Below are 25,939 nucleotides of genomic sequence, written 5' to 3' on the forward strand. Positions count from 1 at the left end.
TTGCGGTCACGTCCAGGCCGAAGGCACGCGCGAAGCCGCTTTGCGACAGCCCCAGGCGATGCCGGAGCTTCGCAACGTCAACCTGATCCGGCACCGTTACCGTGTAGCTCGGCAGCTCGATTTCGCCCCGCGCATGCGCCAGCGCTTCTGAGAAGCCGGCAACAAGGCGGCGACCAAGCGCGCTACCCTTCTGCTTCGAGCGCGGCGACAAGCTTGCGGATTTCACGCCTCTCGGCATCGGTCAGATCCTCCTTTTCGCTCTTGGCATAGATATCGATCAGATAGATTACGCCACGGCGGCTCACGACAAAGTAGATGATCCGCACTCCGCCGCTCTTACCTCGTCCCCCGCGTGCCGCCCGCGCCTTGCGGGCACCACCGGTGCCACGGATCACCGGCCAGGCGGTCGGCGCCAGCGCGATTTCGAGTTCCGCCGCGGTCCGCTCTGTCTGGGTGAACACCTGCGCGCCCGGCGGTCATAGCCGAGCGTGGCGACAACCTTCATGGCCCACATGTACGACACTGCCTTATAGGACGCAAGGCAATTCCGTCAAGCGCGGCGTTCGGCATGTCCAACTTCAGAAGGCGTAGCGCGAATTCGCAGGCCGTCGCAATATTGCCGATTGGAGCGTGTGGCAGGCTGCGGCATCATAGCGCCACGGCGAAGCAATATTGCCCATCTTCATCGGCCGTGGTGCGCCATTTATCTCATTCAAAAATCATCGATTTTCAGAGCGGCCTAAAATGGCCTCAGACTAGAATTTGCGTTTAGTCCGGGACTTAGTCTGGGCAATTTCCAAAGGATTTGTGGGTGGCATCGAAAGCGGCGCAGCCGCCGCTTCGAATCCCAGCGCTCAAACCGCCCGATAGAGTTCATCAATACGACAATCGGAGATCTCGCTCAGACCAGCGTGACCGTCACCTCAACATTTCCGCGCGTGGCTTTTGAGTACGGACAAAGTTCCTCAGCTTCATCGATCAGGTCTTTTGCGACGTGGCTTGCCAAACCCGGGATCGTCACGTTGAACCGCGCGCAGAGGAAGTAGCCGTTATCCCCGAGGTTCAGGTCGACTTCAGCGTCGATGCTGACTTTCGCTGGAAGCGTGATTTTTGTTTTGCGAGCCGCAAGCGCGATCGCACTTGCAAAAGAGGCTGACCAGCCGGCGGCCAACAGTTGCTCCGGGTTGGTACCGATCCGCGCCGAACCGGGCGTCGAAAGCCTGATGTCGAGCAGGCCATCAGAGCTGCGCGAGGCGCCGTTATCGCGATCGCCTGTGGTCTCGGTCCAGGCCGTGTGGAGCAGCTTTGCAATATGTCTCATGGTCATTCTTTTTGGAGTAATGGTTCAGCAAAGAATATCGAGACTCGCGCGCGTCATGGTCGCGAGCCCCGAGGGCAGCATCCCTGCTGACGTGGCGTAGTCTTCAAGCTGATTTGCGCAGCGATCTGAAGCCTGCGCGAAGCTCTTCGGTGAAAAGCTTCGGCTGTTCCCAGGCGGCGAAATGACCGCCCTTTTCGACCTTGTTGTAGTGGATGAGATTGGGATAGGCCCGTTCTGCCCAGCTCCGCGGAGCTGGATACAGTTCGTCAGGAAAAACGCTTACCGCCGTCGGTACGACGACGCCCTTAACGGCGAAGAATGATGCCCCCTTGTTCTCCCAATAGAGGCGAGCCCCGGAGAGCGCCGAATCCGTCAACCAGGTGAGCGTGATGTTGTCGAGGACGTCGTCTCGCGTGAGGCCTTCGGTTTCCCCCTTGAAGGCGCGTGCGATCATCTCATAGCTGCGCGCGTCGTGATCAAGGAAATAGGCCGCAAGGCCGACCGGAGAATCCGCCAGTCCGTACAGCGTCTGCGGCCTCAACCCCATCTGGAAGCCGTAGCCGATGCCCTTCGCATAAACGAGGCTCAACCGGTCATAGGCAAGCTTCTCGTCGGCCGAGAGATTCGCCGGTGCCGGCGCGCCCGAAAACGCCAACTTGTCGATGTCGAGTGGGACTACGTTGGCCATGTTGGTGTGAATGCCGAGCAATTCAGGCGGCGCCTGCACGCCCATCAGCTCAGTGATGATCGCACCCCAATCGCCTCCCTGCGCGACGAATTTCGTGTATCCGAGGCGCTTCATCAGCACAGTCCAGGTACGTGCAATATGGGCCGGGTCCCAGCCGGTGGCGGTCGGCTTGCCGGAAAACCCGTAGCCGGGCAAGGACGGAATCACCACATGGAAAGCATCGGACGCGTCGCCGCCATGCGCCGTGGGATTGGTCAGCGGATCGATGATCTTCATCTGCTCAGTGATCGAGCCGGGCCATCCATGCGTGACGATCAGTGGCAACGCGTTTTCGTGTTTGGAGCGAACGTGAACGAAGTGAATGTCGAGCCCATCGATTTCGGTGATGAACTGCGGCAGAACGTTTATTCTGGCCTCGATTTTTCGCCAGTCATACTCCGTCGCCCAGTAGCGCGCGAGCGCCTGTATCGTCGAGAGCTGCACGCCTTGGGACGCATCATTGACCGTCTCCCGATCGGGCCAACGGGTCGCAAGAATGCGTCGTCGCAGGTCGACGAGCGCATCTTGGGGAATATTGACGCTGCCGAAGCGGCGGATGGCTTCGTTCGCCGGCGCGGCCGTCAATTCTGACGGAAGCAGGCTCACTGCGCCGATGGCAGTGGTCCCTTGAGCGGCAGTGCCCAACAGCCGGCCCCGACCCTGATCGATTGTCTTGGAGGTCTTGATGGTATCCATGGTGTTTCTCCTGGGGTTGATGGTTTGCTCGCGGCGCTTGCGTGCGGCCCCACACCTATCCCCGTGAGGACGAAATCACCCGTTAGGCTTTGTTATGGCTCGTTAGCTGCCGCTAAACCGTTGTCGTTTCGTGTAAATTTCGACCCCGGGGCCCGACCCTTTGTGGTTTGCAGGAAGGATCGTAATCTCACGACATCCAGCTGGGCAGGCGCGTTCACAGAGGTCTGTATGGCGACGGCTATCAAACCGACCGAGGACGGTCTGTCGTTCGGCCCCTTCAAATTGCTGGTCAACGAGCGTCTTCTGACCAAAGAGGGTGTCCCCGTCGAATTGGGCGCGCGTGCGCTCGATATACTGGTCGTCCTGACCTCCACCCCGAACGAGATCGTGAGCAAGAAGGACTTGCTTGCGCGGGTCTGGCCCGATGTCATCGTGGAGGAAGGCAGCCTGCGCTTTCACATGAATGGCCTGCGCAAAGCGCTGGGCGATGGGCAGGGTGACGCCCGATACATCACGACATTGCCGGGACGCGGATATTGCTTCGTCGCGCCGGTGTCGCGACCGGATCGTCCGCCGGATGCCGCGCCTGTCGTTGCGGCTGACTTTCCGCACGCCAATCTTCCAAACCGCTTGAGTCGCGTGGTTGGCCGGGACGAGGACGTCCTGAGGCTTTCGGCCCAACTGAACGCGTCACGCTTCGTCACCATCGTGGGTGCCGGCGGTGTCGGCAAAACCACCGTTGCGGTCGCGGTCGGACATCGGCTGATCGAGACGTTCTCGGGCGCCCTGCTGTTCGTCGATCTGGGAATGCTCGCCGAGCCAAATCTTGTGACCGCGGGGATCGCCTCCATGCTCGGACTTTCGGTTCAATCGAATGACGCGACGCCGAGCCTGATCGCCTACCTGCGCAATAGGCGAATTCTGCTGATCCTCGACACATGCGAGCACCTTGTCGAAACGGTAGCGTCGCTGGCGGCGCGCATCTTCGACTCAGCGCCGCAGGTCCATATTCTCGCAACGAGCCGCGAAGCGCTTCGGGTCGAAGGCGAGCATATCTACCGATTGGATGCGCTGGCATGCCCACCGGACGATCCGGAGCTTACAGCGGCCGCAGTTCGGATGTTCCCGGCTACGCAGCTGTTCGTCGAGCGCGCCGTGGCGAGCGGCGCACGTCTACACTTGAGCGACAAGGAAGCCCCGATCGTCGCAAACATCTGTCGAAAGCTCGATGGAGTGGCGCTCGCAATCGAACTGGCGGCAAGACACGTCGAATCCTATGGGTTGCAGCAAACCGCGGACCTTCTCAATCAGCGCCTCGCTCTGCTCTGGTCAGGATCGCGAACCGCGCCACCACGCCAAAAGACGCTGCAGGCAACGCTGGATTGGAGTTTCGGGCTCCTGACGGAAGTGGAGCGCGCGGTGCTTCGCAGGCTTGCTATATTCGTCGGCCATTTCACCCTGGACGCGGCGCTGGAAGTTGTCACCAAGGCTGCTGTTTTCGACAGCTCGACCATTCTCGGCGCCATCGACAGTCTCGTTGCCAAGTCGATCGTGGCAACGAGCCCCCTGGGGGCGATGATGCGCTACCGGCTTCTAGACACGACGCGCGCCTATGCGCTGGAGATCAGCATCGACGACGCCGAGGCTGCCGAGCTCGCGACACGGCATGCAGCCTACTTTCGCCGCTGGCTGGAGCAGAGCGGGAAGGGATCGCCGAATTCGTCGAGCGGAATCGAGCGAGCGTCACACTTCGCCGGCATCAACAACGTTCGGGCGGCACTCGAATGGTGCTTTTCGGCGGGGGGAAATACCAGGGTTGGCATTCCGCTTGCCGCCGCTGCGGTACAGGTCTTTCTTGCGATGTCCCTGCTTCCGGAATGTCACCGATGGTCGCAGCGAGCCATCCTCGTTCTCGATGAGACCTCTGCCGGCGGCCTCGACGAGATGCATCTCCAGGCGGCCTTTGGCTTCTCGTCTTCGCAAATGTACGGAGAAAGCGGCTCCGTTAGTGACGCCCTGAAAAGAAGCCTGGCGATTGCCAAGGAACACGGCGACACGGCCCATCAAGCCGGAATACTCAACATGGAACGTTATTTCCATGCTCGCAAAGGAGATCTCAAGTCAGCGCTGCAATGCGCCAGACGTTGCCGGGCTATCGCCGAGACGTCCGACGATCTGGCAGTCAAGGCGCTAGCCCACGCCATGTTGGGACGAGCGCTTCAGACTGCCGGTGACCTTGCCGGCTCACGTGCGGAACTCGATTCCCTGATGAAGATATTCTCGCAATCCCATCGCGGGCCGATCCTCCTCAGCTACGATCCCCACTATTATTCATATATCTCGCTGGCACGGACACTGTGGCTGCAAGGTTACCCGACCCAGGCGCTCGACCTTGCACGCCAGGGAGTGCAAGCGTCCGGAGCCATGGGTCATCCGGCAGCGTTGGCGCTGGTTTTGGCAGGCGCAGCCTCGGTTTCGCTCTGGGCTGGCGATTTCGACGGCGCCCTCCACCATACCGATTTGTCGCTTTCCCTTGCCGAAGCAAATGCCCTGGGACCTCTGGTGGCGATCGGACGAGGTCGTAAGGCGGAGTTGGAGATTCTGCGAGGCAACACCAGGGCCGGCGTCAACGATCTGCAGGCCATACTGGAACGCCTTCACGCATCGCGCCATGAGGTGCTCACCATAGAATTCAACATGGCGCTCGCTCAAGGTCTTGCCGTGATCGGGCGGTCCGACGAAGGCAAGGCCCTCATCGAGCAAAGTCTTCGGCAGGCCGAAACCAGCGGCGAGATGTTCTATATGCCGGAATTGTTGCGCATGAAGGCAGGCCTTCTGCTGTCCATGACCGAACCCGACCTGCGGGGAGCGGAGACTTGCTTCAATGAATCGCTCCAGTTAAGTCGCCACCAGGGTGCACGCGGATGGGAATTGCGAACGGCGCGAGACCTAGCCAAGCTCCTGGCCGACAACGGCCAGTCCGACAACGCGCGGACGCTGCTGCGATCGGTCTATCAAGGGTTCAGCGAAGGATTTGAAACGGCCGAGCTGAAAGCCGCAGAAGGGCTGCTCGCCACGTTGAAATGATCCCTCGGCGATCAGCAGGCCGGCGCGGACAAGCGCCCGCATTCGATCATGCGACTGCTCTCGGTTGCTCCCGACACCCCTCTTCGTCCCATCGGGTTCGGGTGCTCGCAGCAGCTAACGCCAGCTAACGACCCATAACGGGTGATTCTCTCAGGTCCGCGCAAGGATGACGGGCCATCAACCGGTCGGGCACCAGCCCTGTCCTGGTTGGGCCCACGAAACCCGAACCTGAGGAGACCAGTATGTCCCGTCCATTCCTGAAGATAGCGCGGATCGTGGCAACAACGATGCTGACGCACGCGGCGATGGCCCAGACCGGAATCACGCGAACCGATTTGCCGCGGCATGGTCTGGGGACGACCGGGCGAGAGGCCATCCAGGTGCCCGTTGACGTCGCTCCGAGAGCGGCCTTCGGCAAGCACACCCATCCAGGCGAAGAGATCATTTACGTCATGGAGGGCTCACTCGAATACCAAGTCGAAGGAAAGCCACCGGTGACGATCAAGGCAGGCGAGGTGTTTTTTGTTCCGGCCGGCACGGTCCATGCGGCGAGGAACGTCGGTAGCAACCATACGGCCGAGCTTGCGATCCACGTCGTCGAAAAAGGAAAACCTCCGCTGACATTGGTGAAGTGGCGGTCTGTGCCAGACGGCGAGCCGGAGTCTTCACAATCCAGGAGGAGAGGGACGCCATGACGCACCATCCGTATGACAGAGAGATCACGGCGCTTCTCGTGATCGATCCGTATAACGATTTCATTTCCAAGAGAGGCAATCCGTGGGGCCGCATCCGGGCCGTTGCCGAAGCAAATGGCTGCGTTCCTCACATGTTGCAGATCCTGAACGCCCCGCGCGCGAGGCAAAATCTTCGGGTCTTCTATGCAATGCATCATCGCTACCGTCGGGGCGACCACCAGCACCGAGGCCAACTTGAACGCAAGCTTGTCTGCCAATCCAAACCAGGAGACGTGCCATGACCAACACTTCGCAGCTCACGACTGACCGCACCCATCCGGGGCGGTGGACGATCACCTTCAGCAATCCGCCGATCAACATGTTCGTTCCCGAAACGATCGACGAGTTGAGAATGCTAATGACGGACATCGAGGCCGACCCGTCGGTGAAGGCCGTCGTGTTCCAATCGGCCAATCCCGATTTCTTCGTCGCCCATCTTGACGTAGCAAAAGCGGCCAGACAGCCAGACGTGCTGGACCTTTGGCGTGACTTTGTGCTGCGCCTCTCATCCGCGCCTGTCGCGAGCATCGCCAAAATTCGCGGCCGTACCCGCGGTATCGGCAACGAGTTCGTGCTGGCCTGCGACATGCGCTTCGCCAGCCGGCAGAACGCCCTGTTCGGCAACCCCGAGGTTGGCGTCGGACTGATTCCGGGCGGCGGAGCGCTGGAATGGCTCCCGCGGCTGGTCGGCCGCTCGCGGGCACTTGAGATCGCGCTTACCGGCGACGATTTCGATGCCGATATCGCCGAGCGCTATGGCTGGGTGAACCGCGCGCTCGACGACAACGACCTCGACTCGTTCGTCGATGCGCTTGCCGGGCGTCTCGCCTCATTCGACCGCGAAGTGCTCGCCGCCGCGAAGGCGCAGATCAATCGGTTCGGAATGCCAACGGCCGGCGAGCTTCAGTCGAGCAACGACATGATCTTCTCGATCCTGGCGGGGCCCAGCGCGCAGGCGCGCCGCGCCAAGATCCGCGGTATCGGCTACGGTGTTCCCAGCGACTTCGAACTGAACTTCGGCCGGTACCTCCCTTCCTTCGGGCGGGCCGACGGCAACGGCATGGTGATGCGGCCCGACTGATCGTAGTCCTGTATCGGCGCTGCGCGCCGCTTTGCGGGCGCCGATGCGGATGAAAAGAGCGCCTCGCGGCGCCCGCAATGGACGCAACGCCCACGCAGTCGCTCACGGCCGCCCAATGGCGAGCATGACCGATCCCCCAGTTCATCAAGGGCTTGCGGCGACGACCGTCGTTTCCGGTTTGGCTATTGGCCGGTGCGTTTGAAGCCGCTGTCGGGCGAGGTCTCGGTAACACCCCCGAAAGAGCGCGGGTGTTGATTCGCGGCTGCCGTGAGCGGCTTTCTGGCAGACGGCGCGCTTGGCAGCTCGTGCACGGCCGTGGCCGGCAGGGTAAAGCTGAAGCGTGCTCCGCCGAGCGCGGAATGATTGTCCGCATGAATCTGACCGTCATGCGCTTCAATGATGGACCGGCAGATCGGCAGTCCCATCCCCATGCCGTTTTCCTTGGTCGTGAAGAAACTGTCGAAAAGGCGGGGCAGAAGGGTCGGCTCAATCCCGGGACCGCTGTCCTCGATGGCGCAACACACTGCTCCGGGCTGCGACGTGGTCCGAATCAGAATGCTTCGTCCGCCCGACGCCGTCATGGCCTGGGCCGCATTGATGGCGAGGTTGATGATCACCTGCTGCAGCTGGGTGCGGTCGCCCGCAATCCGAGGAAGTCCTGGCGTCAAATCGAGTGAGACCGTGACGCCCTTCAATTGAAATTCGGGACGCAGGAACAGGATCGACTCCTGGATGACATCGTCGAGCGCAAGCGATGTGTGCTCGGACGCGCGCCGGCTTGCCATCGCGCGGATGCCATCGATGATTTCGGCAGCCCGCCGCGCGTCGGCAACCACGCGGCCTGCGAGTTTTCGAACCGTCTCGATATCGACGTCAGGCCGACCCAGCAGCCGCAGGCAGGTCCCCCCGTTCGTGATGATGGCGGCGAGCGGCTGGTTGACCTCGTGAGCGATCGATGCGGTCAATTCTCCCATCGTCATCACGCGGGTGATATGCGCGAGCTCCGCCTGGGTTTTCCGGAGCCTTTCCTGGGCCTGCTTCCAATCGTGCATGTCAACGACCGTACCGTGCCATTTCACGATGCGCCCGTCTTCATCGCGCAAGGGCAGCGCGCTGGTGACGCACCATCGGTAGCCATGGTCGGCGGCGTGGAAGGTGCGAACCTCGACCCGATACGGCTGTCCGGTTGCGACACAGGACATCCACGCGCGGACAGCCTCGTCGACGTCGTCGGGATGAAGCAGCTTCAACCAGCCGCCGGCCATGACTTCGTCGGTCGAGAAACCGGTATAATCGAGCACACGCGCGTTGCAGTAGTCGATCGCTCCGTCGGACGTGGCGCTCCAGAGCATCTCGGGAATGGTTTCGGTCATCTGCCGCAGCTTGAGTTCGCTCTCCCGCAGTCTTTGCTCCACACGCCTGCGTTCTGCGATTTCCTTCATGAGCTCTTCATTTGCCGCGGCAAGTTCCAGGGTTCGCTGTGCGACCCGTTGATCGAGCACGTCGGCCAGTCGCTTCTGCTCGGCCAGGAGCCTGGTCTCATGCAGCGCGACCACCGCGAGATTGGCCGCGACGTCCAGAATCAATTTCTCGGTCTGCATCGGAAAGCCGCTGCGCCGCGACCCCGCGACGAGCACCCCGATCTCGCCCTGCAATCCCAGCCGCAGCGGGACCATCGACGTCTCGCCGCCGCCGGGCAGAGTCTGGACCTGCGGAGCCCATTGCCGCGTATCCGGTCCCAGACAGCGGTCGAGAAACGCGCCGAGCGCTTCGGGGGCGGCCGTCGCACTGCGCGATTGAGCGAAGCGGACGATCTCGATCGGCACTTCACCGGGAGAATCCCTCAACCGCACATAGACGAGATCAAGGTCGAGGATCCCCAGCAGCGCATCGAGCAGGGTGCGAACGATCAGCGACGAGCCGCCGCCGCTCCAGACGGCAGGAAGAGCGAAGACGGAGACCAGGTCGTTGATGCAGCGCTGCAGCCGCTTGATGTCATTGGTTTGGTCTTCGGGAGGGCCGACCAAGTGAGGCTACCGTCGAGGCGGCAGAGCGCCCGTTCGCCGCTGGCGAACTTCACGCAGGAACTGTTCCGGCGGAGTGTAGAAAGGATTGTTCTGCAGGATGCCGCCGATGATGATCATCGGATGCGTCCGCATGATGTCGATTACCGCGGCTCCTCCGAATTTCGGAAGATCGTACACGCAGATGACCGCATCGTCATGCCGGCTCCAGACGTCGTTGACGCGCGATTCGAACTCGATCAGATTGTCGACGTGCGTTTGATCGTCAGCCGCCCACTCCATGTGGCAGACGATGCGGCTGAGCGGAAATCCGTCCCTGACGGTGCCGCTGGCCAGCTGCTCGAACACGTCCAGCATCCGATCCTGATCGAAACGACCGTCCCTGAGATAGGCCTCGGTGTTGGTCTTCAGTTCGAATTGTCCACGCTGCTCGGCGGCCGCCAGGTCGATTCCGGCCGCGGTCAATCGCTGCAGATGGTCGCTGCGTTGCTCCGGGCTGACAACGTGAACGGCCTTGTCGCCACATGCGAAGCCGTCCTTGATGAAGGGAAGCAAGACCCGATATTTTTCGTCGTCGCTGTTGAAGAACGCGCAGACATGACGTGTGTCGCAGAGCTCGGAGCCGGCGAATGCAATGGGTGCGGCGGCAGTTTTCACGGAGATCTCCTCCAGGATTATCATCTGCACGCAAGGCGTGACCCGATGTTGGCACGCCCTTGCCGCGGCGTTCATCAACTTTCTGCGACCTCAATGACGGTCTGTTCTGCAGCATCTTGTTGCAGAATCGTGAAGGACTGCATTCTCCGAGCGGCATCAGTGACTTGGCAGTTACTTGGCAGTTACTTGGCAGTGACTTGGCGCCGCAGGTCGACATGCACGCATAAGTTGCCCGGCTGATATTTGGCCTCTCTTGCTACAGACCGCGCGGCCCATGCCTTGCCTCGGCAGCAGCGGCGCATGTCGCAGCTCGTATCAATGGATGAGCGTCGTCGCGCGATGGCGGCTCGTCCCGCGCGTCGTGCGCCGGTCAGGCCGACGTTGTCTAACACCAACGTATGGGCGCGACGAAACCAGCGTTGAATGGAGCGGTGCCGCTTGCGGCCCTACGGTCGGGTGTTCTCGAGCCACGAAGACCCCTGATGCCGCCGTTAGTTTTGTCCGCCCATCAATCGCCGCGCGTGCGTCAGGCGAACCGGGATAAACAGGCGGTGTAACTCACCGTTCGGGCTCGTGTTGACGCAAGATCGTGGTGGCGTCGTTCAAGAGATGATTGCTCGCCGCTGAAGGATTCCGATGTTGTCGGGGAAAGGCGCTGCCATGAAATGGATTCCAGGTGAATTGGGTTGTGAATTGGGTTGGCGCAACGTGCTCTCCGGCGCCAAGGGAATGGGTCCGGGCTCTTACGCCGTCATCGCCATCCTGCTGTCCCTGCTGATCTGGACGAGCATCATTGCCGGCACCGGGTGGTCATCCGCGGTCGGAACAGCGGTCCCTCTGGCCGGATATGTGGCAATGGCGATCGGCGTCGTGTTTTCCCTGCTGGTGGGGGTCGGATTGATGGCTCTTGTTTTCTACAGCAGCCGGGCCGGTTACGATAAGCCGGCCGAGCTGATAAGACCAGACAGCGACGAGACGCTGGAATAAGAGTGGGAAGCTATCGCAAACTGAGACCTGCACGGCTCGCCCTGTCGCCGTCATCCGAAGGCCTCCGCTGCCTGTTGCGGGACATCCGTTGCTGGCTGCTGTCGACTGACAGATGGAGTCCGCCATCCGACTTCGGAGGTGTGGCGGATGCCTGGCCGTGGAGTAGGCGCTCGCCATGATACTCCGCTGGTCGTTTGCCGGTGGTGCTGCGGCCGGGACCAGCCGCTTCGCGGTTGTCACAAATCCAACAGCAGCATGTCGCCTTTGGCACGAGACACGCAAGCGAGGAAGAAGCCTTCCGTCCGCTGTTGGGGAGACAGTCGCTTGTCGCGGTGATCGACCTCGCCTTCCAGCACCTTGACTTTGCAGGTCCCGCATAGGCCCTGTTCGCAGGATGTCGGTATCTTGAGGCCATTTTCCTCCAGGAAGCCTGCGATCGTCTTGTCGCCGGGGATCTTGAACACCGCACCGGTGCTGGCGATCTTGACGTCGAACACCTTGTCGAGCGCGGCAGCACCCAGCTTCGCCGTGAAACGCTCGACATGGATTCGTTGTTCGCTGAAGCCTTTCTCGGTGGCTGTCTTGACGATCGGGTCGAGCCACCAGTCGGCGCCGCAGATGAAGAGGTCGGTATCCTCCGGCTGTCCGGCGAGAACCGCGGCTGCATCGAGCAACTGGTTCTGCCTGCTGTCCTCGAGATAATACTTTGTGTCTGCAGCGAAATTTGACCCATCGATGGTTCCGCGGAAGGCGTCGGGGGACATCAGGGCGAAAACATAGTGCAGTTCGAACGGGATGCTCTGCGACTTCAAGTCGTCGGCGATGCTCAGCATCGGCGTCACGCCGATGCCGCGGGCGAGCAGGAGGACCCGTCTGGTGTTGCGGGGGACGCGGAAACGGTTGCGGGGCGGCCCGACCTGCATTGTATCGCCGACATTTACCGTTTCATGCAGGGCCCTGGACCCACCGCGACCATTGGGGTCCTTCCAGACGCCGATCCGGTAGCGATGGCGGTCCGAGCGGCTGTTGCACAGCGAATATTGCCGGACGATACCATCTTGTATTGTTACATCGATGTGCGACCCGGCGGAAAAGGCAGGCAACTCCGCGCCGTCCGGATCGATCAGTTCAAACGAGACCATGTTGTGGGCCTCGATGGCCTTGTTGGCCACGACAAGTGAGCGCAGGGCGTCGTCCGTCATGTCATCCTCCGTGTCGCGCCAATTTGCGTTTCCCGAGGCGCACTGCAAATAGAAGACCACGGACCGATCGCAACGGCCCGTTGCTTGCTTTCGCTTGCTTTGTCAGCGGCGCGGCCCATGATGGCAAGCGGCGGCACGACCAGGGGCTCTCCCCGGTCGCCGCCAAGGATCAATCAGGACGAACTCATGTTGCGGGACGAGAGCGGCAGTGGCGGAGGCCGGCGCAGCGCGCCGCGCAATGTGTTCGGCGAGCCTTTGGAAACCTGCGGAACGAGCCCGATGACGGGTTTCTACCGGGACGGCTGCTGCAACACCGGGACCGATGATGTCGGCAGCCACACGGTCTGCATCGTGGCGACGGCCGAATTTCTGGCGTTTTCGAAGTCGCGCGGCAACGATCTTTCGACACAGTTGCCGGACTACGGCTTCCCCGGTCTGAAGCCGGGCGACCGCTGGTGCCTGTGCGCACCGCGCTGGCAGGAAGCCTTCGAGGCAGGCCAGGCGCCCCGCGTAGTGCTGCGCGCGACCCATGAGGGCGCCTTGAGTTCCTGCTCGCTTGCCGATCTCAAACGTTCAGCGATCGATCTGGCGTAACGGCGACGCCGGAGAGCGATCAAAGCGACGCGAATGCCGGTGACACGTCACAGGTGTCGATATAGACAATGCCGTCTTCGATCTTGAGCGGATATTCGGCCAGCGCGATGGCGTGCTCATGGGTCGGCTGGCCCGAATTCATGTCCCAGCTCCAGAAGTGAAGCGGGCAGGTCAGCACCGCACCGTCGAATTCGGCGTCAGCGAATGGCGTGTTGGCGTGCGGGCAGACACCTTGAAAGGCCTTGACCACGCCGTTCTCAGGCCAGGCGAGAATGACGAGATGGGCGTCGGCGATCACCAGCCGCATTCCGCCTTCGATGATCGTGTCCTCTCGGCATATCCTGGTGAACATCCATCAACCTCGATCAGGTCTGCGAGAAGCTGCCGAATTGTGCGAGCAGAGCGTCGCGCGCTTGCGCGATACGGCGGTAGTGTTCGTCGCTGCCGCCCGCGTCAGGATGCGCGGTCTTGGCCAGCCGCCGGAAGGCGGCGTTGATCTGCGCAGGCTCGAGCGCGCCCTGCCGCGAAAGGTTCAGAACCTCGCGGTTCTCCTCGTCGTCATCCTTGAAGCCCAGCCGGAATGGCAAGGCTCGGCGTTCTGCCCGCGCTGCGAAGCGCAGCTCGACCTGATCCTCCTGCCATCTCCGGCGCGACAGCACCAGACACGCGCCAAAGGCGATGCGGCCCCGCGCTTGCAGTTCGTCAAGGCTGAACGGCCCGACGACGTCGTAGGGCGGCGCCAGAAAGGCACTCCGGCCGCCCTCGCGATTTTCGATATGGCCGATCGTCACCATGTCAAGGATTCCCAGAGAGCCGTTCCAGACCACCCATTGCTCTTTCTCCGCCATGCCATGCGCCTTCATGCATGAGCCACGCTGCCTGTGACGATGCGTGGCAGGTCCGAAACTCACGCCGGCGAGCGCGCCGGCTTCGTCGGTCCGACGTCGACCTGAATTTCGTCGCCCTCCACACGCACGGCGTAGGGGTGGAGCGCGTTGCGCACCAGGTGGGTCACGCACTTGCCGCTCGTGCAGTCGAAACCCCATTGGTGATGCGGGCAAATGACGGTCTGCCCGTTGAAGGTGGCGTCGTTCAACGGCATATCCGCATGCGGACAGCGCCCGCGATAGGCCTTGAGTTCACCGCCGGTGGGCCAGACCAGCAGCACGCTCTTGCGGCCGGCATGAAACAGGCCCATGCCCCCTTCAGTCACGGCGCTGCTGCGACAGATCGAGGTGAACGCCATCGGTGCCGCCTTCTGAAATTGAACGTCTGATCCGCACTACGCAAATTCCAGACCAGCAGAAAGCCCTCCGGCAGGCCCCGAACCGGGGGCCGAATGTCGCAAAGGCGACGTTCGCCGCGCAACTTTGCGACGTTGCGCTACCAGGCAGATCGCTTCTCGCGATGCCGGCCCCTGCGAAGCGTTGCAGGTGCCGGGCCGGCGGTCCCGCGGCGCCATCGAAACCCTAAGCGGGAGCGAGAACGGAGTTGGCTAACCGAACGCGGCCTTGACCGCCTCGCGCGAGGCCTGGACCACCGCCTCTGTCGTGATATTGAACTTCTTGTAGACGTCGCCGATCTTTCCCGAAGCGCCGAATTCATGCATGCCGACGAAGCGCCCGTCCGGGCCGAGGTAGCGGTCCCAGGATATCTCGACGCCGGCCTCGACCGCGACGCGGGCGGTGCCGTCGCCGAGAACCTTGCGTCGATAGGCCGGCTCCTGCTGTTCGAACAGCAGCCGGCAAGGCATGGACACCACCGCCGTCGGGATCCCGCTTTGCTGCAGCTTCGTCCGTGCTTCGACCGCGAGATGCAGTTCTGATCCGGTCGCCATGATGGTGAGCTTGCGCGGAACGCCGTCTGCCTCCAGAAGGACGTAGCCGCCCTTGGCGCACAGATTTTCCGCCGCGGCCTCCCGGCGCAACAGCGGCATGGGCTGGCGCGAGAGCGCGATCAGCGCCGCCTGGCGCGGCGTCGCCAGGATCATCTCCCAGCACTCGGCCGTTTCAATCGGGTCGCCGGGCCGGTAGACGGCGAGATGAGGAATGGCGCGCAACGCGGCCAGATGTTCGATCGGCTGATGGGTCGGTCCGTCCTCGCCGAGCCCGATGGAATCATGCGTCATGACGAAGATGGTGCGCACTTCCATCATGGCGGCGAGTCGGATGGCCGGCCGGCAATAGTCGGAGAAGGTCAGGAATGTGCCGCCATAGGGGATCAGGCCGCCATGCAGGGCGATGCCGTTCATCGCCGCCGCCATGCCGTGTTCGCGCACCCCGTAATGCAAGTAGGAACCCTTGTATTCGCCGGGGCGGATCTCGACCTGGTTCTTGGCCTTGGTGTTGTTCGAGGGCGTCAGATCGGCCGAGCCGCCAAGCAGCTCCGGGATCCTGTCGAACAGATGATTCAACACCGCGCCGCTGGCCTGCCGTGTCGCCAGCTCCTTGCCGCCTTCGACAAACTCGCGCTTCGCGGTCGCGATGGCCGCCCGCCAGCCCTCCGGCAACTCGCCTCTGGTCCGGCGTTCGAAATCCTGGCGCAGTTCGTTTGGCGCCCGCTTGACGCGATCGGCCCAGGCCATCCGGGCGGTCTTGCCCTTGCCGCCGATACCGCGCCAGGCCTGCAGCAGGGCGTCCGGAATCACGAAAGGCGGCGCGGTCCAGTCCAGCGCTTTGCGGGCGCCTGCGATTTCCTCTTCGCCGGGTGCGTCGCTATGCGCCTTCGAGGTGCCTTCCTTGGTCGGCAGGCCAAACCCGATGATGGTGCGGCAGGAGATCATCGACGGGCGATCGGTCACCGCCTGCGCCTCGCGGATGGCGGCGCGGATCGCATCCGTATCATGGCCGTCGATCTCCTGGACGTGCCAATGCGCCGCGCGAAACCGCGCGGTCTGATCATCGGAAACGGCAAGGCTGGTCGCGCCATCGATCGTGATCGAATTGTTGTCGAAGAAGGCGATCAGCCTGCCCAGCCGCAGATGTCCGGCGAGCGAGATCGCCTCGTGACTGATCCCCTCCATCAAACAGCCGTCGCCCATGAAGACATAGGTGTGGTGGTTGACCAGCGCATCGCCAAAGGTCGCGTTCATGATCCGCTCCGCAAGCGCCAGGCCGACCGAGTTGGCCAGGCCCTGCCCGAGCGGCCCGGTCGTCGTTTCGATGCCGTCGGCATGGCGATATTCGGGGTGGCCGGGGGTCTTGCTGTCGATCTGGCGGAAACGCTTGATCTCTTCGATCGGCATATCCCGGTAGCCGGTGAGATAGAGCAGGCCGTAGAGCAGCATCGAGCCGTGTCCATTGGAGATCAGGAAGCGGTCGCGATCGAGCCAGTGCGGATCTTCGGCGTCGAATTGCAGGAACTCGGAGAACAGCACGGTGGCGATGTCGGCCATTCCCATCGGCATCCCGGGATGGCCGCTCTTGGCCTGCTGGACCGCGTCCATCGCCAGCGCCCGGATGCAGTTGGCGAGCTCGCGCAGGTGCGGATCGCGCGGCTTGGGCAGGATGATTCGGCTTGCGGGAGCGACGGTGCTGTCTGACATGGAGCGTGATCCTTGTTCCAGCGCGCAAAACCAACGGGCGGTCATGATCTTTGGCGCTGACGGACTTGGAATGCCGTGACGTGCAACAGCTGGAGCTCGCGCGCGTTCCACCGGCTTGCTTGATCTTGCTGGATTCCGTGCGCCACTCCTCAGTTGCGCACCATCGCGAGAATGCGAAGCTTTGGCTGTTGGTATCAGAAATCGGGGGGAATGCGCCTGTACGGGTTGCGCGGTGGCGACGACCGCCGAGACGTGAGGGCGAAACAAGATTGCGTGATCGTCAAGAACCCTGGCGCGCCATTCAAATTCCGGACGTTGATGGTTATCTTCCCGTGTGCAACGTTCGGGGTCATCGAGCATCCTGACAGGCTTGCGGGAAGCGACCCGCGGCGAACCGAGGAGGACAGATATGACGGTTTCGACGGAACGCGCAGTTCTTGCCGGCGGCTGCTTCTGGGGTGTGCAGGATCTGCTGCGCCGGTATCCCGGCGTGATTTCAACCAGGGTGGGCTATAGCGGCGGCGACGTGGCGAACGCGACTTATCGCAATCATGGCAACCACGCGGAAGCCGTCGAGATCATCTTCGATCCCAAAATCATCAGCTATCGCAAGCTGCTGGAATTCTTTTTCCAGATCCACGATCCCTCGACCTTGAACCGTCAGGGCAACGACCGCGGCGCGAGCTATCGGTCGGCCATCTTCTATACCAGCGACGAGCAGAAGCGGATCGCGGAAGACACCATTGCCGATGTCGATGCGTCAGGCATCTGGCCGGGCAAGGTCGTAACCGAGGTAAGCCCGGCCGGCCCGTTCTGGGAAGCCGAGCCCGAGCATCAGGATTATCTGGAGAAATATCCGGACGGCTACACCTGTCATTTCATCCGCCCGAACTGGACGCTGCCGCACCGGGCGGAGAAGGTCGGATCAGGCGCCGGCGGAAGGTCGGCGGCCTGAAAGAGAGTTTCGATCGATCAGCCATCTTCGGACTCCGGTCCAAAGGCCCTGGCATAGAGATCCTCGATCTGGCTTACCTCTTGATCCCTGAGCTCTGAGAATTCGCTTTCTCTCGCCCGCTTCGGGTGCTCGATGGTGTGCCGCGCGCATCCCCATAAAGAAATTCCGCATGCGGCGTGGCGGCGAAAAAGCGATAGAAGTCGGCAGTATCGTCCGGCGCCGTTACGTTACCCCGAGGGGCAGGCTCCCATTTGACGCATGGGAGCAGTCTGGCTGAATAGCTCTCGAGGACGGTTCTGTATTCGTCGATCCGTTCGAGGATGGCGATCATGAAAAACGCTCTCACAAAGAAAACAACGTGAAAAATAATTACCCGATCATATCCCGGGACATCGACACCAGCGCCTTCGTGGTCTCGACCGGTTCCAGCGTTGGATGGAGGTGGGTGCCTTCCAGCCTGACGACCGGCCATCCCCGCCGCCGCGCTTCCAGGGCGGCGTGATCATAGATCGGCGAGCATTGAATCAACCCGGCAGGAACGTGGTCCCAGTCGGCCAGCTCGATCGCATCGTCAAACCAATCGACCGAGAGGCTTGGCAAACCGCGCTCGAACTCCGCGAATGCGGGTGGATCTCTCGCCAGCAGGTCCAGACCAATGAGGGATGTGCGCCGAGGATCGCCGGCGAACCATCGCGACCAGATCGGAAGCGTTCCGTCGCTGGCTGCGATGCTTCTGATGAAATCGAAAAGCGCGGGACGGATGGGTGAAGCTGGGCCTCGTGATGGCGGCACCTCTCCGTCAACGATGATGATGCAACGGCAGGGCAGCCTGCGCGCAAGATCCGCGACCAGCGGACTTGCCGAACTGTGGCCGACCAGGATCGGTTCGTGACACGGCGTGATGCACTGGAGCAGGTGGGACGTCCAGGCACGCCATGCCGGCGGCGATTGTTGGTTGTCGAGGACATCCGGAGTTTGGACATTGTGTCCTGATTTCCGCAACTGCTGCGCCGTAGGCTCCCAGCTCGACGCTCGAACCAATGGACCTGGCACAAGAACGAAATCGAGACTCATATGGGTTGCCTGGTTCAGCGCTTCCGCAGACCGAATGATATCAGGCGTCCCGATCCAGTCCACCTCTGCCGCACGCTTCCATCGGATCTGCCCATATTTATAAGGGTCTATCCACGATCCAGATTCCGGCCGGCGGGTTCTCCCCTCCCTCCGCGCGCAGCGCTGTCGGAATCGATCTCGATGCGGCCGTCTTCCAGGAAGCGGCACAAGCCGTCCCTGCGGATGAGGCCGTCGGCGAGGCGGGGCGTGGTGGGCGGCGCGGGGCTGGCATTCTCTTTCGGGAGTGCGGACGGACGATCATCTCCGGACGGCCAAGCCACGTGGTCCCGGCGCTCCTATGCAGGCGCCAAGTTGGCCATGATGCTTCGCATCACGCCGGTGACGGTGGCAACCAAGCGATGGTCACCGAGAAGAGCGCGGAGCAACCGTTCAAACCACTGAGCAGGGAAGGCCGGGTATTTTCGGCTGAGCCCGTGGTTCTAACGCGTGCTTTTTCCTTCTGCACGCGGACCATGGGTGCCGGTGCCCGGTGTTTGCTGCGCCTTCTCGCTTGCAGAGGGTCTCGTCTTTGCAAAGCTCGGACGCCATCAGCACCGCGAGGCCGCGAGGTCTCGGCTGTTTGACATTCGAAGCGATGCAAGAGCAGCGTAAGGTGCTCAAGACACCAATCAATTGCCATCAACCGGGAGGAAGCGATGACAGGATTGACGCGACGGCGGCTATTGCGCGGTCTGGCGGTCGCTCCGGCCGCAGCGGCGATCGGCACACCGCAGATCGCGCGAGCCGCCGAGATCGAACTCCGATACGGCAACAATCTGCCGGCGACCCATCCCCTCAACGTCCGTGCCGGCGAGGCCGCCGATCGGATCAGCGCCGAGACCAAGGGGCGGGTCGCGCTCACGATCTTTCCGAACAACCAGCTCGGCGGCGACACCGACATGCTGAGCCAGGTCCGTGCCGGCGCGATGACCTTCTTCACGCCGTCCGCGCTGGTGATCGCGACTGTGGTGCCGACCGCGGCCATCAGCGCGGTGGGGTTCGCGTTTGCGGATTACGACCAGGTCTGGCAGGCGATGGATGGAGCGCTCGGCGCGCATGTGCGCGACGTGATCGCAAAGGCGAACCTGCATACCTTCGAGAAGATCTGGGACAACGGCTTTCGGCAGATCACGACCAGCGGCGCGCCAATCGAAACCGCGCAGGACATGGACGGATTGAAGATCCGTGTGCCGGTGAGCCGGCTCGGTATTTCCATGTTCAGGGCGCTGTCAGCGGCGCCGACCAGCCTGCAGTTTTCCGATGTCTATGCGGCGCTGCAGACGAAAATCGTCGATGCCCAGGAAAACCCGCTGCCGATCATCCAGGTCGCGAAGCTCTACGAGGTGCAGAAACACTGCGCGATCAGCAACCACATCTGGGACGGCTTCTGGTTCATCGCCAATGGTCCCGCGTGGAACGCGCTGCCGGCAGACGTGCAGGAAATCGTGGCGTCGGCCATCAACGATGCCGGGCTGAAACAACGCGAGGACATCAAGGCGCTGAACGGCAGCCTGCAGGCCGAGCTCGAGGTAAAAGGTCTCGCCTTCAACGGCACCGACCCCGACAGCTTCCGCGCCAAGCTGCGGGACGGCGGCTTTTATAGTGAGTGGAAGGGGCGTTTTGGCGACGAGGCGTGGGGCGTGCTCGAAGGCGCCGTCGGCAAGCTGGCCTGATGTCCTCGGACGAGCGAGATGAGGTTCGGAGCAGCGGGCCGATATGATTCGGACTTCAAGATGGCTGAACCAGAACGACGCGTTCGCCGGCCGTCGCAGGCCGAGGCGGCATGACGTTGAAGCCATCGGCGGCGCGCTCATCGAACCATGGCCGCGGGCGGGGTATCGGCGATGCGTTCCGCCGGGCCGCACGGCGCCCAATGGCCACGCGCGGTGGCGGTGAGATGATAGAGCTCGCGCTCCAGCTCGTCGGGAAGTTGCGGAGCTTCCCTCCGACGTGTGCCAGCTGCGTGCGTAACCGGTCCGCGCGGAGCGAAACCGTGCAGGTTGACGCTCATCGGCAGTGGAAGGTAGCCTGCCGGCAAGCAAGAGGACGCATAATCACGAGGGGGAGATGAGCGCGGATATCGCAGGCACGATCAAGACAGCGCGGGAGCACAGCATCGCCGATCTGTTGCGCCGGTCCGCCCGGCGCTGCCCGAACAAGACCGCGATCGTCTGCGGTCGGGTGGTCTGGAGCTTTGCGGCGATGGACACGATCTGCGATCGGCTCGGCCGGGGTTTGCTCGGCCTCGGCATCGCGCAGGGCGAGCGGGTCGCCGTGCTGTCGCGCAATTCGCATGCTTTTGCCGCGCTGCGCTTTGCCCTTGCGAGAATCGGCGCGGTCCTGGTGCCGATCAATTTCATGCTGAACCCCGACGAGATCGGCTTCATCCTCGCCAATTCCGGCGCAAAGGTATTGGCCGCGGGTCCCGATCTCATCGAGGCGGCGCGTGCCGCGGCGGCAAAGGGCTCGGCGGTCGGAAAACTGCTCTGGTTGCCGGGTGAGGAGCCTTCGACCGCTCCAGAGGATATGACCACGTTCGATGACCTGCTCCACGGCGATGCCTCGCCGCTGGAGGCTTCCGTCGACGGCCGCGATCCCGCGCAGATCATCTATACCAGCGGTACGGAATCGCTGCCGAAGGGCGCGATCCTGACCCATGAGGCCGTGATGTGGCAGTATGTCAGTTGCATCGTCGATGGCGGTATGGCGGAACACGACAACGTTCTGCATGCGCTGCCGCTCTATCACTGTGCGCAGCTCGACGTGTTTCTTGGCCCCGCGATCTATCTCGGGGCAACCAGCCTGATCACGGCGAAGCCTGCCGCGGATAACATCCTGTCGCTGATCGCGGCCCACGGGATCACCTCGTTCTTCGCGCCACCGACGATCTGGATCGCGATGCTGCGTTCGTCCGCCTTCGACACGACGGATCACTCGAGCTTGCAAAAAGGTTACTACGGCGCCTCCATCATGCCGGTGGAAGTGCTGCTCGAACTGCAACGGCGCCTGCCCAACGTCAAATTCTGGAATTTCTACGGTCAAACCGAGATTGCGCCGCTAGCCACCGTGTTGAAGCCGGAGGATCAACTGCGCAAGGCGGGCTCGGCCGGCAAGCCCGCAATCAATGTCGTCACGCGTGTGGTCAATACCGCGATGGAAGACGTCAAGGTCGGTGAGGTCGGCGAGATCGTCCACCGCTCGCCGCATCTGCTGTCGGGCTATTACAACGATCCGGTCAAGACCGCGGCGGCGTTCGCCGGCGGCTGGTTTCACAGCGGCGATCTCGCCACCATCGATGCCGATGGCTACATCACGGTCGTCGACCGCGTGAAGGACATGATCAAGAGCGGCGGCGAGAATGTCGCCAGCCGGGAAGTGGAGGAGACGATCTATCGGCTGCCTGCGGTGTCGGAAGTCGCCGTGATCGGTCTGCCGGATCCGAGGTGGATCGAGGCGGTCACCGCGATCGTTGTGGTCAAGAGCGGGCAGGTGCTGGACGAGGAGGCGATCATTGCGCATTGCACGGGCGCGATGGCGCATTTCAAGGTGCCGAAGCACGTGATCTTTGTCGACAGCCTGCCGAAAAACCCGAGCGGCAAACTGCTGAAGCGCGAATTGCGCCAGCGCTTCGCCGGCGGCGAAACGCTCGACCGCGCGATCCAGCGCAATTTTACGACCTGAGACCGGCGCCAGGCCCGCGGAGCCGATGCTGCGAAGGAAACTGCTGCCCCGGGTGAAATCGTCAATCGCGCGGCTCCGTCGGGTGCGCTGCAAGCCGGCCTGACCCGGAGGCCGTTGGCGGACAACCTCAAATCGTTCGATACATCCTATTAACCTGGCTTTGACTTATGGCTGGTTAACTCTGCCTACGGCAGTGGCAGCGCTGCCCGGCGTCTTGTGAGAGTAAAGTTAAATGAAGCCCGCGCGCATTATTGTTCTGGCGATCGCTCTAATCGCTGGCGGCATCGCCGCCTATCTGGCCAGCGGGTCGGACACCAAGGCCCCGGTCCAGGCCGTCGTGCAGGGCCCCCCGACCGTCGACATTCTCGTCGCCAAAAATGACATCGCGCTTGGCCAGACCGTCAACGACAACGACATGGAATGGCAGACCTGGACGCAAACGACAGCCAGCAGCAGCTTCATTCGCCGCACCGAGGGCACCGACGCCAAAAAGGAAATCGTAGGCTCGATCGCGCGCTCGCCCTTCATTGCGGGCGAGCCGATCCGCGAGCAGAAGCTGGTCAAGGCCAATGGCGCCGGCTTCATGGCGGCGATTCTGCCGTCCGGCATGCGCGCGGTCTCGACCGAGATTTCCGCGGAAACCGGCGCGGGCGGATTCATCCTGCCCAATGACCGCGTCGATGTCGTACTGTCGAAACATGACAAGGGCTCAGGCGCGGATCCTTCCGTGGTGGTCGATGTCGTCGTTTCGCAGGTCGTCCTGACCAACATCCGGGTGCTCGCGATCGATCAGGCGCCGAAGGAGAAGGACGGGCAAAACGCGGTGCTGGGAAAAACCGCGACCCTGGAGTTGACCCCCGATCAGGTTCAGACCCTGGCGAAAGCGCGTCTCAGCGGGACGCTGTCATTGGCGCTGCGCAGCATCGCCGATGCCGCGAAAACCAACGTCGCGTCGGGGCCAAACAAGTCGATCACTGTCTATCTCGGAAGCGGCGTTCAGCAGGTGCTGGACTGCGACCCCATGTGCGGGCGGTGACCAGCCTGCGTGCTAATGTTTCAGCGGATCGTCCCGCCGTTCCGCCATTCTCGCATTGGCGTCAAGCTCGCGTCGCTCGCGGCGAGTGAATGATCCGGCGCGGCTCGCGCCATAGACCAGCGCAACCAGCAGGATGACTGTGGGGATTCCGTAGGCGATCCAGTACGAGATATGCGGCATGACGTACGCCCGTAAGGTTCGGCAGCCCCGCTATGGTAAAACCCGAACGGAGCGAACCGTTCCTCACTTCCGTCGATCGTCGAAGCCGTCCGGGAATTAAACCGAGTCGGTTTGCCGCCTCATGACTTGCCGACTCGCGGCTTCCAAGCTCGTGCAGCAAAAGGTCGCCGGGAGCGGGAATACCCTCACTATCCCGCGAGCACATCTTGCGACGGCGGCGCATCGCCCAGAAGTCAGATGATGCCGGGGCATGGTGCGTTCGAGAAGGTCGGTAAGATGCCACGCAGTGTCACACAGAAGCTGATTTCCGCCCACCTCGTCGACGGCGATATGCGAGCGGGGGCGCCGATTTCGATCAAGATCGATCAGACGCTTACGCAGGACGCCACCGGCACGCTGGTCATGCTGGCGCTGGAGGCGATCGGGCTGGAGCGAATCTCGACCGAGCTCAGCGCGCAATATGTCGATCACAACATCCTGCAGGTCGACAATTTGAATGCCGACGATCACCTGTTCCTGGAAAGCGCCAGCCGGCGCTTCGGCCTGTGGTACTCGCGCCCCGGTACCGGCATCAGCCACGTCGTGCATATGCAGCGTTTCGGCAAACCCGGAAAATCGCTGCTTGGAGCCGACAGCCACACGCCGGCGGCTGGCGCATTGGGAATGCTTGCGATCGGCGCGGGCGGGCTTGACGTCGCACTCGCGATCAGCGGCGAACCGTTCCCGACCGCCATGCCGGGGGTTTTCGGGGTCAGGCTGACCGGTGAACTCCCCGAATGGGTCAGCGCCAAGGACGTCATACTCGAGATGCTGCGGCGCCATGGCGTCGCGGGCGGCGTCGGCAAGGTCATCGAATATTTTGGCCCCGGATTGCACACGCTGTCGGCGATGGACCGGCACGTGATCGCCAACATGGGTGCCGAACTTGGAGCGACCAGCTCGGTGTTTCCGTCCGATGCCGAGACGCGTCGATTCCTGGAGGCGGAAGGCCGCGCCGCAGATTGGCGCCCGATCGCGGCGGATGAGGGATGTGCCTACGATACGGAAGATGCGATCGACCTATCGAAGCTGGAACCGCTGATCGCCACGCCGTCGAGCCCCGGCAACGTCGTCAGGGTCAGCGAACTGGCGGCCCAAGGCAGGGACAAGGGCGGGAGCCAATCCGTTTACCAGTGCTATATCGGCTCATCCGCCAATCCCGGCTGGCGCGACTTTGCGATCGCCGCCGAGATCGTGCGCGGCAGGCGCATTCCCGCATCGGTTTCATTCGACGTCAATCCGTCATCGCGCGAGGTGCTCGAGACATTGATCGCTGACGGCCGGCTCGGCGCGCTGGTCGCGGCCGGCGCGCGCCTTCATCAGACCGGCTGCAATGGCTGTATCGGCATGGGGCAGGCGCCCGCGGCCGGTCGGAACTCGCTTCGGACCACGCCGCGCAATTTTCCCGGCCGCTCCGGCACCGAGGATGACAGCGTGTTCCTGTGTTCGCCGGAAACCGCCGCCGCTTCCGCGCTCGCCGGCCGGATCACCGATCCCCGCACCCTTGGCATGAGCTATCCGCGCCTCGCCGCGCCGGAGCCCGTCGCGGCGACCACGGCCTTGATCGCTCCGCCGCTCGCGCCGGATGAGGCAAGGTCGGTGGCGCTGGTCAAGGGACCGAACATCCGGTCGCTGCCCGTTTTCGACCCGCTTCCGGACAGCGTCGCCTTGCCGGTCCTGCTGAAGATGGCCGACAATGTTTCCACCGACGAGATCCTGCCGGCGGGTGCGAAGGTTCTGCCCTATCGCTCGAACGTCCAGAAGATCGCCGGTTTCTGCTTCGAGCGCATCGATCGGACCTACGTCGAGCGCGCCCGCGCCGTCCCTGGCAAATCCGGGCACGCCGTCATCGCGGGCGCAAATTACGGCCAGGGGTCGTCGCGCGAACACGCCGCCGTGGCGCCGCGAACCTTGGGCCTGAGAATCGCGCTGGCGAAGAGCTTTGCCCGGATTCATCGGCAGAACCTCGTCAACTATGGCGTCCTGCCGTTGGTTTTCGCCAATCCTGCCGACTACGATCGGCTGCAAACGGGCGACGTGCTGCGCGCGGACAATCTGCGTCAGATGTTGCAGCGCGGCGAGGACGTCACGCTCGATTGCAGCGGGGCGATCGTGACGCGTCATGGCCTGACGGACAGGCAGATCGAGGTCGTCCTCGCCGGCGGTGAGATCAATTGGCGCCGGAACGCGTCCCGCGCGGCGGCGTGAGGCTGACGGAAGGAACAAAGGATTTCGGCCGACGTTTCACAGCCCGAGGTCGTCTCCATCGGCGCGGTAAAGC

The 25,939-nt window shown here is 62.6% G+C and carries 24 protein-coding genes and 1 pseudogene; 11 read left to right on the plus strand and 14 right to left on the minus strand.

From position 1 onward, the window contains the following. The 4 genes and pseudogenes from WCB02_RS35670 to WCB02_RS35685 all read right to left on the minus strand — a co-directional run. Positions 1-211 (minus strand): annotated as a pseudogene (locus tag WCB02_RS35670) (hypothetical protein); the annotation flags it as partial. Then, on the minus strand, positions 183-461 hold the full coding sequence (locus WCB02_RS35675; RefSeq protein ID WP_423966174.1) for a type II toxin-antitoxin system RelE/ParE family toxin: 279 nt from the start codon (positions 459-461) through the stop codon (positions 183-185). The pseudogene WCB02_RS35670 and the gene WCB02_RS35675, both read right to left, overlap by 29 nt. A gap of 440 nt (positions 462-901) precedes the next feature. Next, positions 902-1,321: an Ohr family peroxiredoxin gene (locus WCB02_RS35680; protein WP_423966176.1), complete on the minus strand. Its 420-nt coding sequence runs from the start codon at positions 1,319-1,321 to the stop codon at positions 902-904. A gap of 103 nt (positions 1,322-1,424) precedes the next feature. Next, complete coding sequence (locus WCB02_RS35685) at positions 1,425-2,744, minus strand: epoxide hydrolase family protein (protein ID WP_423966178.1); 1,320 nt, start codon at positions 2,742-2,744, stop codon at positions 1,425-1,427. Positions 2,745-2,972: 228 nt separating this feature from the next. On the opposite strand from WCB02_RS35685, the gene WCB02_RS35690 reads away from it, so the two are divergent. The 4 genes from WCB02_RS35690 to WCB02_RS35705 all read left to right on the plus strand — a co-directional run bounded on the left by WCB02_RS35690 (position 2,973) and on the right by WCB02_RS35705 (position 7,646). Next, the gene (locus WCB02_RS35690; protein WP_423966181.1) at positions 2,973-5,831 is read left to right on the plus strand and encodes an ATP-binding protein; all 2,859 of its coding nucleotides are present in this window, start codon (positions 2,973-2,975) and stop codon (positions 5,829-5,831) included. Between the two features lie 242 nt (positions 5,832-6,073). Next, complete coding sequence (locus WCB02_RS35695; RefSeq protein ID WP_423966183.1) at positions 6,074-6,526, plus strand: cupin domain-containing protein; 453 nt, start codon at positions 6,074-6,076, stop codon at positions 6,524-6,526. Further along, the gene (locus tag WCB02_RS35700) at positions 6,523-6,807 is read left to right on the plus strand and encodes a hypothetical protein (RefSeq protein WP_423966185.1); all 285 of its coding nucleotides are present in this window, start codon (positions 6,523-6,525) and stop codon (positions 6,805-6,807) included. Before WCB02_RS35695 ends, WCB02_RS35700 begins: the two co-directional genes overlap by 4 nt. Next, the gene (locus WCB02_RS35705) at positions 6,804-7,646 is read left to right on the plus strand and encodes an enoyl-CoA hydratase/isomerase family protein (RefSeq protein ID WP_423966187.1); all 843 of its coding nucleotides are present in this window, start codon (positions 6,804-6,806) and stop codon (positions 7,644-7,646) included. Before WCB02_RS35700 ends, WCB02_RS35705 begins: the two co-directional genes overlap by 4 nt. A 182-nt stretch (positions 7,647-7,828) precedes the next feature. On the opposite strand, the gene WCB02_RS35710 is transcribed toward WCB02_RS35705, so the two are convergent. Beyond that, positions 7,829-9,673 (minus strand): ATP-binding protein, encoded by a 1,845-nt coding sequence (locus WCB02_RS35710; RefSeq protein ID WP_423966189.1) that lies wholly within the window; start codon positions 9,671-9,673, stop codon positions 7,829-7,831. Positions 9,674-9,679: 6 nt separating this feature from the next. Beyond that, entirely contained in the window at positions 9,680-10,327 is a 648-nt protein-coding gene (locus WCB02_RS35715; RefSeq protein WP_423966192.1) for an MEDS domain-containing protein, read from the minus strand. Between the two features lie 660 nt (positions 10,328-10,987). Here WCB02_RS35715 and WCB02_RS35720 point away from each other — a divergent pair. After that, on the plus strand, positions 10,988-11,314 hold the full coding sequence (locus WCB02_RS35720) for a hypothetical protein (protein ID WP_423966195.1): 327 nt from the start codon (positions 10,988-10,990) through the stop codon (positions 11,312-11,314). A gap of 236 nt (positions 11,315-11,550) precedes the next feature. Here WCB02_RS35720 and WCB02_RS35725 read toward each other — a convergent pair whose 3' ends face one another. Further along, positions 11,551-12,516: a PDR/VanB family oxidoreductase gene (locus tag WCB02_RS35725; RefSeq protein WP_423966197.1), complete on the minus strand. Its 966-nt coding sequence runs from the start codon at positions 12,514-12,516 to the stop codon at positions 11,551-11,553. 186 nt (positions 12,517-12,702) lie between these two features. Here WCB02_RS35725 and WCB02_RS35730 point away from each other — a divergent pair, with 186 nt between their 5' ends. After that, positions 12,703-13,110: a DUF2237 family protein gene (locus WCB02_RS35730; protein ID WP_423966199.1), complete on the plus strand. Its 408-nt coding sequence runs from the start codon at positions 12,703-12,705 to the stop codon at positions 13,108-13,110. A 19-nt stretch (positions 13,111-13,129) separates the two neighbouring features. Here the strand turns inward: WCB02_RS35730 and WCB02_RS35735 are convergent, their stop codons facing one another. From WCB02_RS35735 to tkt, 4 genes are all read right to left on the minus strand, one after another. Continuing rightward, a complete protein-coding gene (locus tag WCB02_RS35735; RefSeq protein ID WP_423966201.1) occupies positions 13,130-13,462 on the minus strand; it encodes a Rieske 2Fe-2S domain-containing protein in 333 nt (110 codons plus the stop codon). A 13-nt stretch (positions 13,463-13,475) separates the two neighbouring features. Next, complete coding sequence (locus tag WCB02_RS35740) at positions 13,476-13,958, minus strand: J domain-containing protein (protein ID WP_423966203.1); 483 nt, start codon at positions 13,956-13,958, stop codon at positions 13,476-13,478. Between the two features lie 59 nt (positions 13,959-14,017). Next, on the minus strand, positions 14,018-14,356 hold the full coding sequence (locus WCB02_RS35745) for a Rieske (2Fe-2S) protein (protein WP_423966206.1): 339 nt from the start codon (positions 14,354-14,356) through the stop codon (positions 14,018-14,020). A gap of 249 nt (positions 14,357-14,605) precedes the next feature. Further along, positions 14,606-16,654, minus strand: a complete 2,049-nt coding sequence (gene tkt, locus WCB02_RS35750; protein WP_423966208.1) for a transketolase — start codon at positions 16,652-16,654, stop codon at positions 14,606-14,608. 409 nt (positions 16,655-17,063) lie between these two features. On the opposite strand from tkt, the gene msrA reads away from it, so the two are divergent. Then, positions 17,064-17,609: a peptide-methionine (S)-S-oxide reductase MsrA gene (gene msrA, locus WCB02_RS35755; RefSeq protein WP_423966210.1), complete on the plus strand. Its 546-nt coding sequence runs from the start codon at positions 17,064-17,066 to the stop codon at positions 17,607-17,609. Between the two features lie 73 nt (positions 17,610-17,682). Here the strand turns inward: msrA and WCB02_RS35760 are convergent, their stop codons facing one another. Continuing rightward, positions 17,683-17,940, minus strand: coding sequence for a hypothetical protein (locus WCB02_RS35760; protein ID WP_423966212.1), 258 nt, complete (start codon positions 17,938-17,940; stop codon positions 17,683-17,685). A 38-nt stretch (positions 17,941-17,978) separates the two neighbouring features. After that, positions 17,979-18,683: an alpha/beta hydrolase gene (locus WCB02_RS35765; RefSeq protein ID WP_423966214.1), complete on the minus strand. Its 705-nt coding sequence runs from the start codon at positions 18,681-18,683 to the stop codon at positions 17,979-17,981. 695 nt (positions 18,684-19,378) lie between these two features. Here WCB02_RS35765 and WCB02_RS35770 point away from each other — a divergent pair. The 3 genes from WCB02_RS35770 (at position 19,379) to cpaB (ending at position 23,439) form a co-directional block, all read left to right on the plus strand. Continuing rightward, positions 19,379-20,395 carry a TRAP transporter substrate-binding protein gene (locus tag WCB02_RS35770; RefSeq protein ID WP_423966217.1) on the plus strand — a complete coding sequence of 339 codons (1,017 nt, stop codon included), beginning with the start codon at positions 19,379-19,381 and terminating at the stop codon, positions 20,393-20,395. Between the two features lie 394 nt (positions 20,396-20,789). Next, positions 20,790-22,403, plus strand: coding sequence for an acyl-CoA synthetase (locus WCB02_RS35775; protein ID WP_423966220.1), 1,614 nt, complete (start codon positions 20,790-20,792; stop codon positions 22,401-22,403). A gap of 232 nt (positions 22,404-22,635) precedes the next feature. Continuing rightward, positions 22,636-23,439, plus strand: coding sequence for a Flp pilus assembly protein CpaB (cpaB, locus tag WCB02_RS35780; protein WP_423966222.1), 804 nt, complete (start codon positions 22,636-22,638; stop codon positions 23,437-23,439). A 12-nt stretch (positions 23,440-23,451) separates the two neighbouring features. Here the strand turns inward: cpaB and WCB02_RS35785 are convergent, their stop codons facing one another. Then, a complete protein-coding gene (locus WCB02_RS35785) occupies positions 23,452-23,619 on the minus strand; it encodes a hypothetical protein (RefSeq protein WP_423966224.1) in 168 nt (55 codons plus the stop codon). Positions 23,620-23,895: 276 nt separating this feature from the next. On the opposite strand from WCB02_RS35785, the gene WCB02_RS35790 reads away from it, so the two are divergent. Further along, positions 23,896-25,866: an aconitate hydratase gene (locus tag WCB02_RS35790; protein ID WP_423966227.1), complete on the plus strand. Its 1,971-nt coding sequence runs from the start codon at positions 23,896-23,898 to the stop codon at positions 25,864-25,866. The last annotated feature ends 73 nt before the right edge of the window (positions 25,867-25,939 follow it).

Source organism: Bradyrhizobium sp., from assembly GCF_049581145.1.
Taxonomy (GTDB): Bacteria; Pseudomonadota; Alphaproteobacteria; order Rhizobiales; family Xanthobacteraceae; genus Bradyrhizobium.